Below are 11,095 nucleotides of genomic sequence, written 5' to 3'. Positions count from 1 at the left end.
GGCTCTATTTTCCCGAAACGGCATTGGGCTCGCCATTGGGTTGCATTGCGGGAGTTTTATCTTTGGTGTGCTCAAACTCTCCGGGCTTCAGCGTGCCCGTTCGCAGCTCGATCAGGTGGCATAACTGTTCTCCCATCAAAGCTCCGATAACGTGCACCATCAGCGGCGCGCGGGCCGATCCGCCTGACGAGGCTCAGAGATGGGTAAAAAACGCGCCTCCTGCAATCCGGCCGGGCATTCGCGCGAGTAGGGAAGTGATCTGTGATCCATTGCATTACACACCAATCATGTGTATTTATTATGTGATCTAGGAGGATGGCATGCAGACCACGGCCGAAAAGCAGCGCACAAACATTACCCTGACTGCAGAGAACCTCGCCGCTGCCCGGGAGTTGGGCTTGAATGTGTCTGCAATCAGCGATGCTGCTGTCGGAGAAGCTGTGCGTGCGGCACGGGCCGCAGCTTGGGCATCAGACAACGCGGCGGCGATCTCAGAGCGCCGCGCTTGGATTGAGGCCCATGGGATGCCGCTGGCGGACTTGCAGGTGCTGCGGCTCGGCTGATGGCGCAGTTCCAAGTCTACCAAGTATCTGGCGAGCGGCTTGTGCTCGACCTTCAGACGGATCTCATCGACACAGGTTCCCGCGTCGTCGCTCCTTTGATCCCAATTGCAGGCGGGCCGAGGGTCATAGGACGTCTGGAGCCGGTACTCGAAATTAACGGCGATGCCTATGCCCTGCATACTGCAGAGATGGCGGCGATCCCCTCTGCGTTGCTCAAAAGTCCTCCCATCGCGGACCTTTCCGCATCAGACTATGAAATCCGCGGTGCGCTCGACATGGTCTTTTCGGGGTTCTGAGCAGACCAATTTGACCAGCCATGTCCTCCGCGCGCTGTCGGATTCGGTTACGCTAAGAACCCAGCAATCCGCCGCGCAATCTCGCCTTGATCATAATCTAGCGTCGCCACATGGTAAGACCGCTCCAACCAAGACAGTCGTATCTCACCTGACCCCACCGAGGTCGCGATACGCAGCGCGTTTTGTGGGTCGACGACATTGTCGCATCGCGACTGCATAATCTGGATCGGCTGCCGTATCAGTGGCAGCAAGGCGCCGGTCGCATTCGTCAGCAAGAAGCGCTCTTTTAGCGTATCGCGTGGGATCCGATCATAGCAGATTTCGGTCCTCCCCGGTTCGGCGATATCGGAGCCGATGCCGTCGATGAACGCTGGCCCGTCTGCGTCGTAAAGCGGCGCTACAACCTCGGGGCGGTAGAGGCCGGTGGAGCCGTTGATGCTGACCACGCCCTGTATCTTATCGGGCATTCTGGCGGCGAGGTTGAGCGATAGCGTCGCGCCCAGGGATAGCCCGCCGACGATCACCCGGGCACAGCTTGTGGAGAGGGTGGCGAGAGCGTCCTCTGCTGAGGCGACCCAATCCGCTTGGCCGGTTTTAGCCAAGGCGGCAGGGGTTTCGCCATGTCCCGCAAGACGCGGGCAATATACCGTCGCGCCGCTGATCTCATGTACTTTTTCTGCGACTTCGCGCACGCTCTGCGGCGTGCTGGTGAAGCCGTGGAAAAAGAGAAATCCGGTGTCGCTGCCTTCGAGAAGAAAAGGCTGCGCCTCGGGCAGGTCGAAGGGGGCGATCGGGGTCTGTTTCATAGGCGCATATGATCGCGCTATCCCAGCGTTACGCAAATAGACTTGTGGTATCGTGCGATAACCGAACGCGATCAACCAAGCGGGGGGAAGTGGTTGCGGAACTGACGCAGCAGCCCGGTATCTGCCTTGATACTCCATGCCATCGAGATCGTCGCCTCTGCATTTAGGCCCGCTATCGGCACCAGTTCTAACGCTGCGGGCAGACTCTCGGCCATGGTCATGGGGAAAAGCGTCACGCCTCGGCGTTCGGCTACGCGCTGTAAGATCACCTGCACGTCCCAAGCCTCATCCACCACCACGGGGGTAAGGCCCGCGCGATCGCATGCGCTGTCGAGCAAGGCGCGCCATGATCGCCAGTTTTCTCGCAGCCCCATGACGAAGGGCATCTCAGCCAGATCATCCACTTGCGCGGGGGCTTCGCCTGCGGGGGCGACCACACCGATGCGCGAACTCCAGACGGGCATTTGGTCGATCCCCGGTGCGCCAACGGTGGGATGAGAGAGCAAAAATCCAAGGTCGATCGCACCGGATTTTAGGTTTTTCAGCATGTTATCCGTGGACATGACATGCATCTCGACCTGCACGCCGGGGACGCTGCGGTGGAAGGCATCCAGCGCTTCCGAGATTTGCCGTGAGGTGGCGAGAGCGGAATAGCCCACGATGATATGCCCTCGGGCCCCGGCCGCATTCTGGCGTGAAGCGCGGATTGTCCGCTCGAACTGCGCGACCGTCTGGCGCGCATCGTCGAGGAAAACGACGCCTTCCGGTGTGGGGATCACGCGCGGCCCGCTGCGATCGAATATCCGAAACCCCAAATCCACCTCAGTGTCTTTCACGGCTTTTGAAATGGCCGGCTGCGCGATATTGAGCATCTCGGCTGCGGCGCGGAAGCCCTGGGCATCGGCCACGGCCAAAGCGTATCGCAGATGTCGGAGGTCGAGCCTTGTGGGTTTCCTGCTGTCGTTCATTGATGCTTCCGTGTTGATCGCGTTTCGTTATCACTCGATCAACCATCGCTATTTGTCAACTGACCCTTCAGCGGTGAGGTTGAATCGGAATTACGGGCCCGGTTCCCGTCTTGGTATGGGGAGGAGGCCCGATGCTGACGCTGTTCAACAGGTTATGCTCTTGGCTGATGTTTATCGGCGGCTTTGGCGTCATCGCGATGATGCTGAACATCGTGGCGGATGTCGTCGCTAAACTGGTTTGGAACGCGCCGATCCAAGGCACGGTCGAGATGTCGTCCTACTACTATATGGTCGCGCTGGTCATGCTGCCGATGGCCTTTGTCGAGATGCAGGACCAGCAAATCTCGGTCGATCTGTTGTTCAATCACTTCCCCGCATGGCTTCAGAAACTCGCGTTGCTCTTTAGCTGCCTGGCCGCCGCCGCGATCTTGGCCGTAATGACATGGCGCACCGGGCTGGACGCCATGCGCGCCCTGCGTGTGGGCGAAGTCGTGATGGGCGGGCGTGAAGTTATCGTCTGGCCCTCACGTATGGTTCTGCCGCTTGGCTTCGGCCTTGCCAGCCTCGCCGCCTTGCTGCGGGGGCTGCTGGTGCTCCGCGGGCAGCCTGTCACCCAGTCCGACCTCGATGGAGGCATGTCATGAGTAATCTCGTTATCGGCTGGATCGGTGTGGGCACGTTGTTCGGTCTGCTGGCCTTTCGGATGTCCATCGGGACGGCTCTTATGGCGGTGTCCTTTGTGGGCATCACGGTGATGTTCAACCTGCAAGCCGCTTTTGGCATCGTCAGCGCCATGCCATTCAATTTGATCGGAGACTGGTCGCTGACGGCAATCCCGATGTTCCTCTTCATGGGGTTCATCGCCGCCAATACCGGACTTACCGCAGGCGCGTTTGACCTTTTGCGGGTGCTGCTGGCGCGGGTGCCTGGCGGTCTGGCCTCGGCCAGTGTCGGCGCTTGCGGGCTTTTCGCGGCCGCTTCCGGCTCTTCCATCGCGACCACCGCCGCCATGTCGAAGATCGCCGTGCCGGAGATGCTGAAGGCGAAATATCACCCTTCGCTGGCCACCGGTGTCGTCGCGGCTTCAGGCACGCTTGGCTCCCTCATCCCGCCGTCAATCCTCATGGTGCTCTACGGCATTTTCACTGAGCAATCGATCGGCCAGCTCTTCATCGCGGGCGTCATTCCCGGTGTGCTCTCTGCCTTCGTATATATGGCGATGATCACTGTTCGCGCCACAGTCACACCGCAGCTTGCCCCGCCCGTGGTTGAGCGGATTGACCGGGCGCAAGTGCTGAGCCTGCTATGGTCCGTCTGGCCATTTCCTGTGCTGGTGCTCGGGGTCTTGGGCGGCATCTTCGGCGGTTTCTTCACCCCGACTGAAGCAGGTGCCGTGGGTGCGTTCCTCGCCGCGACGGTTGCACTGCTGCGCCGCTCGCTGACCCGCAAAGCGCTGGCCGAGGCGATCCGCCAGACGACGCTCGCGACCTCTTCGATCTTTTTCCTTTCCATCGGCGCAGTGATGTTCACCCGCTTCATGGGGCTGTCGGGCGTACCGCGCGCTCTGACGGATATGATGCTGTCGGTGTCGGACAATCAGATCGTGATCATCCTGATGATTGCCGCGCTTTTCGTCATCTTGGGCATGGTCATCGACTCTATCGGCCTGATCCTGCTGACACTACCGATCCTGCTGCCCGTGCTTGAGGCCGCAGACATCAACCTCATTTGGTTCGGCATCATTTGCATCAAGCTTTTGGAGATCGGGCTGGTGACACCGCCGGTCGGCCTGAACCTCTATGTCCTGCACAGCGCGCTCTCGGGCGAGGTCAAGTTGCGCGACATCATCTCGGGCACAACATGGTTCATCGCTATGGACATCGTGACGCTTTTTATCCTGATCGCCTTTCCCGCGATCAGCCTGTTCCTGCCCTCGCTCATGGCGCAGTAACGCTTTTTTAACCGGAGGAGACGACAACATGAAACTCAATACATCTATACTGGCCCTCGCGGTCTGTGGCCTCGGCACTGCGGCCGCAGCCCAGAACGCGAACCACTTCTTTGCGGAACGCCATTCGATGGTGCGCGGTCCGTACGTGGAATTTGCCGAACGTGTGGCCGAAGAAACCAATGGGGAGGTGAATTTCACCGTCTTCGCTGGCGGTTCCTTGCTGCCGCCTGCAGCTTCACTGCAAGGCGTGCGCGATGGTGTGGCACAGGTGACCTATCACGCAGGCACCTATACGCCGTCAGAACTGCCTGTCGCGAACTTGATCGGCAACTTCGCCTTCTACAACACCGACCCGATGATCATGGCCTTCGCCTCGACTGAGTTTGGCCTAACCAACGAAGCCGCCTTGGCCGAATGGAAAGAGAATGGCGTGGTCTTCGGTGGCGGCTACTCGACCTCGGAATATTATATGATGTGCAACACGCCTGTCGCCACCTATGAAGATATCCAAGGTAAACGCCTACGCATGGCCGGGGGCGCCTGGTCGCGGTTTGCCGAACATGTGGGCGCCGTGCCCGTATCGATCCCCTCGAGCGAGATGTACACCGGCCTCGACACAGGCTCGCTCGACTGCGCTGTGGCGGCCGCCGACGCGCTGGACTCCTTCTCTCTTTCCGATGTGGTGACCCATCTGAACATGCTGGCAGTGGGGAACTACTACGCCGGTTTCGAGTGGGGCTATAACCCGACGTTTTGGCAGGGTCTGTCGCAAGAATCGCGCGACGTTTTGTTTGACCAGATGGCCTACTATTTGGCGCAGCACCGGGTTGAGTTCGACAAGGACGTCGACAAAGCGGTCTCTGCTGCGAAAGAAGGCGGTATGGAAGTCTTCGAGCCCGACCAAGCCCTTAAAGACGCGCTGGCGGAATTCGTCAAAGCGGACGAAGCCGTGCTGATGGAAAACGCCAAAAGCCGCGGCATCGAGAACCCCGAGGCTCTGCTTGAAGACTATAAGCGCATTGTGGACCGCTGGGCCGAACTGCTGGCCGATGTGGATCACACCGATACCGACGCGCTCGCGGCTCTGGCAAAAAGCGAGATCTATGACAAGCTGGACCGTGCAAACTACGGCATGAACTAAGCTTTAGTGCGTAGAAGGGTAGGGGCGCCGCAATGGCGACCCTTAGCCCGCCCGCATTGGCAACCAGCGACCGCGCGGCGCTTCGGTAACCAGCGCCCGGTCCCTGACCAATAGCTCACCCCGAGAGAGCACATGGCGCGGCATGCCTTTGACGGTAGTGCCTTCGAAGGGATTGTAACCGGTGTTGTCATGCAGATCATCGGCGCCGTAGGTGTAAGAAGCCTCAGGATCCCAAATCGCCAGATCAGCATCGAAGCCTTCGGCAATTGCGCCTTTGCCATCCAGACGAAAGGCTCGCGCAGGCGCGGTGGCGGTCACTTTGGCGAATGCTTCGACATCCATGCGTCCCTCGCTCACCATCGCGCTGAACATCAGCGGCAAGCGCGTCTCCAGCCCCGGCATCCCATTGGCGATTTGATTGAATGGCGCATTTTCCCCATGGGCGAACTTGCCGCTTGCGTCCATCCGGTAGGGCGCATGGTCTGAGGTGATCAGCTCAATCGTGCCATCGGCCATTGCCTCCCAAAGAGCGGCCTGATCCTCAGTACTGCGCTGCGGAGGGGAGCACATAAAGCGGGCCGGATTCTCGCTGTCCAGAATATCCTCGGTCATGAAAAGGTAGTGCGGACAGGTCTCGGCCTGCACCTTCACCCCACGCGCGCGGGCCTGCCGGATGATCTCGGCCCCTTCACCGGTTGAGACGTGAAAGATCATCACCCGCGCCCCGGTGAATTCGGCGAAACGGCACATCCGGTCGATCGCCTCGATCTCTGCCTCGCGTGGGTGGGAGGCGGCGTGGTATTTCGGGGCGGTCTTGCCCTCGGCCAGCAGCTTTTCGGTCATATGGCCGATCATCCCGTCATTCTCGGCGTGAAAACAGACGAGCGCGCCCGCATCCCGCGCCAAAGCAAGGATATCGAGGATAGATTTGTCGTCCTGGCGAACCTTGGCGTAGGTGGTGAATATCTTGATCGAACGGTGCCCTTCGGCGATCAGCGCCGGGATGTCTTCGGCCAGATTGCCATTGCCCGTGTCGGCGACGATCATGTGAAATGCGTGATCGATCACCGCGCCCTTCTTGGCAAGCGCGGCATAGTTCCCCACAACCTTCCGCATCTTCTGGCCCGCGTGTTGTGCGGCGAATGAAACGGTGGTCGTGGTCCCGCCCATCGCGGCAGAGCGTGTGGCGGTGCGGAACGTATCGGCATTCATCAACCCTGCGCCGGACATCTGTTCGATATGGCAATGGGTATCTACACCACCGGGCAATACCAGCAGGCCGCGCGCGTCGATTTCTGTCGGGGCAGAGGATGTGATGGTATTGCTCAACTCACTAATTTTACCCTCCGCGATGGCGATGTCCTGAACCGCAGCGCCTATGGGCGTTACAACGGTCCCGCCACGAATGACGGTGTCAATCTGTTTGCTTTGCATGGCAACCTCGACGATATGCAGTATCTGGGATGGTGAAAATAATCATACCATGCGTATACCATATGGTATACCGATAAAAGATGTATCGCGGCGGAGGCGGGCTCTTGGCCCCGAGAGGAGGTAACATGACCGATAAAATCGAAACGCTCGGGGATGCCACCTTCAAACGGCTGAAGGCGATGATCTTGGACGGCACGCTTGAGCCGGGCACGCGGCTGAGCGAAAAGAAGTTCGCCGACCATTTAGGCGTATCGCGGACACCAGTGCGAGAGGCAATCGGTCAGCTGGTCAGCGAAGGTCTTGCAAAGCGCAGCGCAGGTAGCGCGCCGGTGGTCTCAAGTGTGTCCCTAAATGAGATCATGGAGATTCTGCATGTGCGTAGCCTGCTGGAATGTGAGGCGGCGCGCAAAGCCGCGTCTTCGGGCAAGGAAACCGCGGAGCTAAGCGATATTCGCAATAAAATGCAAGGGTTTATAGATGGCCCGCGCCCTACAGCGGCAGAGCATTCCGCTCTGGATATGCGGCTGCATTTCATCCTTGCCGAGATGGCAGGCTCAAATCTTCTGCTCGAGCTGATCGAAAGCCTTAAGGTCAAAACCGGCATGTACGATCAAGGTTCGATCCCTGATCGTCTAGTGCCGGGGTGCGAGGAGCATATCGCTTTGATCGACGCGGTCATCGCCAAGGAGCCCTACGCCGCCAGCGCTGCGATGAAGCTGCATCTCAGCAATGTTCGAGAATCGATCATTTCGCACATTTATCACCCATTCTAATCCCCGTGGGGCAGCGCCGGCGCAAAGGTGGTTGACTCAGCATTCCGAGTGTATACCGTAGGGATACCAATTAGGAACGCATTGGGGATTCCATGCAGGCGCAACGACCCGAGGGCGGTATCGTTCTCGCGATCACCTTTCAGTATTACCGCGATTTGCCGACAGCGATGCGCTTCTACGAGAACGTGCTGGGCCTGACGCTCGCCATTGATCAGGGGTGGTCCAAGATCTACCAGATCGACGGCCAAGCCCATGTCGGTCTCGTGGATGAAACCCGCGGCATGCAGAAATGGCAGGAGAAGAAGACCGTTCAGCTTTGCCTGCGCGTGCCGGATGTCGACGCTTGGTATGCTTGGGCTGAGGCCAACAAGGTCGCCGGGCTGACCAAGATGTTCGACAGTGATGAGCTGGGCATCCGCGCCTTCGCCATGAACGATCCCGAGGGCTATCAGATCGAGGTGCAGACTGCCCGCCCGGGCAACTGACGCCGATCCGTCACCATAATGAATGAGGGCCCGCCAAGTGGCCCCGTCACCCATCCAACAGTGGAGAAGCTACCCATGAAATACCTCAGTGAAACCGCGCTGCGTGGCAGTGCCCTCGGTCTGGCCCTAATGGCCACGACGGCGGGCGCGGCATTGGCTGAAAAATCGGTCACCATTGGCCTTACCGCGGACCCAAGCCACCTCTACCCGCTGGCGGGTGAGGAGTTGTCGTCTAACATCATGTACTACCACCTCTACGATCCGCTGGTGAAGCGCAGCGCTGATCTGTCCTTCGGCCCCGGCCTTGCGGAAAGCTGGGAAAATGTCGACGACACCACATGGCGCTTCAAGCTGCGCGAAGGTGTGAAGTTCCACAATGGCAACGAATTCACCGCTGAGGACGTCGTTTACACAGTCGAAAAAACGCGCGAGTCGATTCGGCCGGATCTCGTGGCTAACATCGCCTCAATCACCGCAGTCGATGACCACACAGTCGAGATCAAGACGCCCAAACCCTATGCGGTGCTGCCCAATGATCTGGCTGAATTGCTGATCCTCGACAGTGAATACACCGAAGCTACTGGCGACGAGAAGATGGACCTCGAGCCGATGGGCACCGGTCCTTACAAGCTGGAGAGCTGGATCAAGGAAGAGAAACTGACCCTTTCGGCCAATGACGACTATTGGGCCGGCGAGCCTAAGATCGACACGGTCACCTTCCGTCCGATCACCAATCCCGCGACCCGCACCGCAGCGTTGCTAACCGGTGAAGTGGACGTGATTCAAGACCTCGCGGTGCGTGATGTGGACCGGGTCAAACGCGAAGAGGGTTTTGAGGTCGTCACCCGGCCGAGCCTTCTGAACGTCGTGCTGGCCATGGACACCCGCGAAAAATCCCCGACCATCGAAGGCGACAACCCGATGACCGACCAGCGGGTGCGCGAAGCGATCGCGCGGGCCATCGACACCGATGCGATTAACAAGATCGTCATGAACGGTCTGGCCACCCCGAGTGACCAATTCGTTCCGGAAAGCCACATCGGCTATGCCGACGGCATGAGCTTCCGCGAGATGTACCCGGTCGACATCGAGAAGGCGAAAGAGCTTATGGCCGAGGCGGGCTATGCCGACGGCTTCACCATGACGCTGGACGCCACCAACAACCGCTACGTCAACGACGCGCAGATCGCGCAGGCGCTGGCCTCGATGCTGGCCAAGATCAACATCGACCTGCAGCTGAACATCATGCCCAAGTCAAACTTCTGGGGCTACATCCGCGTGCCCACAGAGAACTCCAGCTTCATCATGTCGGGCTGGGACGTGCCGGCGGGGGATGCAGGCTCCATGTACGGCGCGCTGTTCTACACCCGCGACAAGAAGGAAGGCTACGGGCAGGTCAACCGCGGTTCCTACTCCAACCCGGAGCTCGACGCGCTGGTCGATAAGGCCGACGCCACCCCCAGCATCGAAGAGCGTGACCAGTACCTGCAGGAAGCCTCCAAGCTCTTGTTGAACGACATCCCGATGATCCCCGTGCATTACGAGCAGGACATCTACGCCAAGCGTGACGGCGTGATGCTCGAGCCGCGCGTGGACAAGTTTATCTGGGCCTATGACATGGACGTGGCCGAGTAAGCCGCAGCCTCCGACCCCGGCGGCCTGCGCTGCCGGGGTCTTTCTTCTCCTTGCCGAAAGACTGTAGCCGCCGATGTTCGGATATCTGCTCAAACGTCTGATCCAGATGACGCTCGTCCTCTGGATCGTCTCCGTGATCGTCTTCTTGATGATGAGTTTCACCGGTGATCCGGTGTTCATGGTCGTGCCGATCGACGCCACCGATGCCGAGATCGCGCAGGCGCGCCGCATCCTCGGGCTCGACCAGTCGCTGCTGGTGCAATACGGGCGCTTCATCACGAGCCTCGTACAGGGCGATTTCGGCAATTCCTACGTCTTCCGCCAGCCCGCGATGACGCTGATCCTCGAACGTCTCCCCGCCACCGTCGAGATGGTGCTGGTCGCTATGGCGCTGGCGCTCGCGGTGGCCATTCCGCTTGGCGTCTATGCCGGGGCCAACCCGAACTCCCGCATCAGCCGCACGATCATGGCGGGCTCTCTTCTTGGCATCTCGCTTCCCGGTTTCTGGGTCGGCATGGTGCTGATCTTCCTCTTTGCCGTGCATTGGGGGATCTTCCCCTCCTCGGGGCGCGGCGACACGGCCGAGATCTTCGGGCTGCGCATCAGCCTGCTGACCGCCGACGGCTGGCATCACATCATTCTCCCGGCGGTGACGCTCTCGCTCGCCACCATGGCGATCCTCTTGCGTATGACCCGCGCGGGCATGATGGAGGTCGGGCGGCAGGACTTCATGAAGTTCGCCCGCGCCAAGGGTGCGACGCGCCGCGACGTGCTCTACAAACACGGGCTGAAGAACGCGCTCATTCCGGTCATCACCATCTTCGGCCTGCAACTGGGCGATCTCATCGCCTTTGCCACGATCACCGAGACGATCTTTTCCTGGCCCGGCATGGGCAAGCTTTTGATCGACAGCATCTACCGCGCCGACCGCCCGGTGATCGTCGTCTACCTGATGCTGGTCGCGCTGATCTTCGTCATCATTAATTTCCTCGTCGACATCGTCTACACGCTGATCGACCCGCGCATCACGTTGAAATGAGGGC

12 protein-coding genes are annotated in these 11,095 nt (G+C 59.7%); 9 read left to right on the top strand and 3 right to left on the bottom strand.

Annotated elements, in window-relative coordinates:
• Positions 1-320 precede the first annotated feature (320 nt).
• Together ACGYLQ_RS15520 and ACGYLQ_RS15515 are read left to right on the top strand one after the other, a co-directional pair.
• A complete protein-coding gene (locus tag ACGYLQ_RS15520; RefSeq protein ID WP_394443718.1) occupies positions 321-563 on the top strand; it encodes a type II toxin-antitoxin system CcdA family antitoxin in 243 nt (80 codons plus the stop codon).
• Positions 563-859 (top strand): CcdB family protein, encoded by a 297-nt coding sequence (locus ACGYLQ_RS15515; RefSeq protein WP_394443717.1) that lies wholly within the window; start codon positions 563-565, stop codon positions 857-859. The genes ACGYLQ_RS15520 and ACGYLQ_RS15515 overlap by 1 nt, the downstream gene beginning before the upstream one ends.
• Before the next feature lie 47 nt (positions 860-906).
• On the opposite strand, the gene ACGYLQ_RS15510 is transcribed toward ACGYLQ_RS15515, so the two are convergent.
• Both ACGYLQ_RS15510 and ACGYLQ_RS15505 read right to left on the bottom strand, forming a co-directional pair.
• Positions 907-1,665: an alpha/beta hydrolase gene (locus tag ACGYLQ_RS15510; RefSeq protein WP_394443716.1), complete on the bottom strand. Its 759-nt coding sequence runs from the start codon at positions 1,663-1,665 to the stop codon at positions 907-909.
• A gap of 71 nt (positions 1,666-1,736) precedes the next feature.
• A complete protein-coding gene (locus tag ACGYLQ_RS15505) occupies positions 1,737-2,633 on the bottom strand; it encodes a LysR family transcriptional regulator (protein ID WP_394443715.1) in 897 nt (298 codons plus the stop codon).
• A 131-nt stretch (positions 2,634-2,764) separates the two neighbouring features.
• On the opposite strand from ACGYLQ_RS15505, the gene ACGYLQ_RS15500 reads away from it, so the two are divergent.
• Genes ACGYLQ_RS15500 through ACGYLQ_RS15490 form a run of 3 tightly spaced genes read left to right on the top strand, consistent with a single transcriptional unit; the run spans position 2,765 to position 5,725 of the window.
• A complete protein-coding gene (locus tag ACGYLQ_RS15500) occupies positions 2,765-3,277 on the top strand; it encodes a TRAP transporter small permease subunit (RefSeq protein WP_209219519.1) in 513 nt (170 codons plus the stop codon).
• Positions 3,274-4,584 (top strand): TRAP transporter large permease, encoded by a 1,311-nt coding sequence (locus ACGYLQ_RS15495; protein ID WP_168612360.1) that lies wholly within the window; start codon positions 3,274-3,276, stop codon positions 4,582-4,584. The genes ACGYLQ_RS15500 and ACGYLQ_RS15495 overlap by 4 nt, the downstream gene beginning before the upstream one ends.
• A gap of 28 nt (positions 4,585-4,612) precedes the next feature.
• The gene (locus ACGYLQ_RS15490; protein WP_394443714.1) at positions 4,613-5,725 is read left to right on the top strand and encodes a C4-dicarboxylate TRAP transporter substrate-binding protein; all 1,113 of its coding nucleotides are present in this window, start codon (positions 4,613-4,615) and stop codon (positions 5,723-5,725) included.
• 42 nt (positions 5,726-5,767) lie between these two features.
• Here the strand turns inward: ACGYLQ_RS15490 and hydA are convergent, their stop codons facing one another.
• Positions 5,768-7,159, bottom strand: a complete 1,392-nt coding sequence (gene hydA, locus ACGYLQ_RS15485) for a dihydropyrimidinase (RefSeq protein WP_394443713.1) — start codon at positions 7,157-7,159, stop codon at positions 5,768-5,770.
• Positions 7,160-7,284: 125 nt separating this feature from the next.
• On the opposite strand from hydA, the gene ACGYLQ_RS15480 reads away from it, so the two are divergent.
• The 4 genes from ACGYLQ_RS15480 to ACGYLQ_RS15465 all read left to right on the top strand — a co-directional run bounded on the left by ACGYLQ_RS15480 (position 7,285) and on the right by ACGYLQ_RS15465 (position 11,091).
• The gene (locus tag ACGYLQ_RS15480; RefSeq protein ID WP_394443712.1) at positions 7,285-7,932 is read left to right on the top strand and encodes a GntR family transcriptional regulator; all 648 of its coding nucleotides are present in this window, start codon (positions 7,285-7,287) and stop codon (positions 7,930-7,932) included.
• A gap of 92 nt (positions 7,933-8,024) precedes the next feature.
• Positions 8,025-8,417, top strand: coding sequence for a VOC family protein (locus ACGYLQ_RS15475; protein ID WP_394443711.1), 393 nt, complete (start codon positions 8,025-8,027; stop codon positions 8,415-8,417).
• A gap of 75 nt (positions 8,418-8,492) precedes the next feature.
• Positions 8,493-10,052, top strand: coding sequence for an ABC transporter substrate-binding protein (locus tag ACGYLQ_RS15470; RefSeq protein ID WP_394443710.1), 1,560 nt, complete (start codon positions 8,493-8,495; stop codon positions 10,050-10,052).
• 73 nt (positions 10,053-10,125) lie between these two features.
• On the top strand, positions 10,126-11,091 hold the full coding sequence (locus ACGYLQ_RS15465; protein WP_394413943.1) for an ABC transporter permease: 966 nt from the start codon (positions 10,126-10,128) through the stop codon (positions 11,089-11,091).
• Positions 11,092-11,095: the final 4 nt, after the last annotated feature.

It is taken from the genome of Sulfitobacter sp. 1A12779 (assembly GCF_043557315.1).
Lineage (GTDB): Bacteria > Pseudomonadota > Alphaproteobacteria > Rhodobacterales > Rhodobacteraceae > Sulfitobacter > Sulfitobacter faviae.
The sequence above is the reverse complement of the archived record's forward strand: the minus strand, read 5'-3'. Positions and strand labels throughout refer to the sequence as shown.

What these genes read in the sequence shown, in the direction of transcription:
- ACGYLQ_RS15520 (WP_394443718.1), top strand. Translation starts at nt 321, where the DNA reads ATGCAGACCACGGCCGAAAAGCAGCGCACAAACATTACCCTGACTGCA.
- ACGYLQ_RS15515 (WP_394443717.1), top strand. Translation starts at nt 563, where the DNA reads ATGGCGCAGTTCCAAGTCTACCAAGTATCTGGCGAGCGGCTTGTGCTC.
- ACGYLQ_RS15510 (WP_394443716.1), bottom strand. Translation starts at nt 1,665, where the DNA reads ATGAAACAGACCCCGATCGCCCCCTTCGACCTGCCCGAGGCGCAGCCT.
- ACGYLQ_RS15505 (WP_394443715.1), bottom strand. Translation starts at nt 2,633, where the DNA reads ATGAACGACAGCAGGAAACCCACAAGGCTCGACCTCCGACATCTGCGA.
- ACGYLQ_RS15500 (WP_209219519.1), top strand. Translation starts at nt 2,765, where the DNA reads ATGCTGACGCTGTTCAACAGGTTATGCTCTTGGCTGATGTTTATCGGC.
- ACGYLQ_RS15495 (WP_168612360.1), top strand. Translation starts at nt 3,274, where the DNA reads ATGAGTAATCTCGTTATCGGCTGGATCGGTGTGGGCACGTTGTTCGGT.
- ACGYLQ_RS15490 (WP_394443714.1), top strand. Translation starts at nt 4,613, where the DNA reads ATGAAACTCAATACATCTATACTGGCCCTCGCGGTCTGTGGCCTCGGC.
- hydA (WP_394443713.1), bottom strand. Translation starts at nt 7,159, where the DNA reads ATGCAAAGCAAACAGATTGACACCGTCATTCGTGGCGGGACCGTTGTA.
- ACGYLQ_RS15480 (WP_394443712.1), top strand. Translation starts at nt 7,285, where the DNA reads ATGACCGATAAAATCGAAACGCTCGGGGATGCCACCTTCAAACGGCTG.
- ACGYLQ_RS15475 (WP_394443711.1), top strand. Translation starts at nt 8,025, where the DNA reads ATGCAGGCGCAACGACCCGAGGGCGGTATCGTTCTCGCGATCACCTTT.
- ACGYLQ_RS15470 (WP_394443710.1), top strand. Translation starts at nt 8,493, where the DNA reads ATGAAATACCTCAGTGAAACCGCGCTGCGTGGCAGTGCCCTCGGTCTG.
- ACGYLQ_RS15465 (WP_394413943.1), top strand. Translation starts at nt 10,126, where the DNA reads ATGTTCGGATATCTGCTCAAACGTCTGATCCAGATGACGCTCGTCCTC.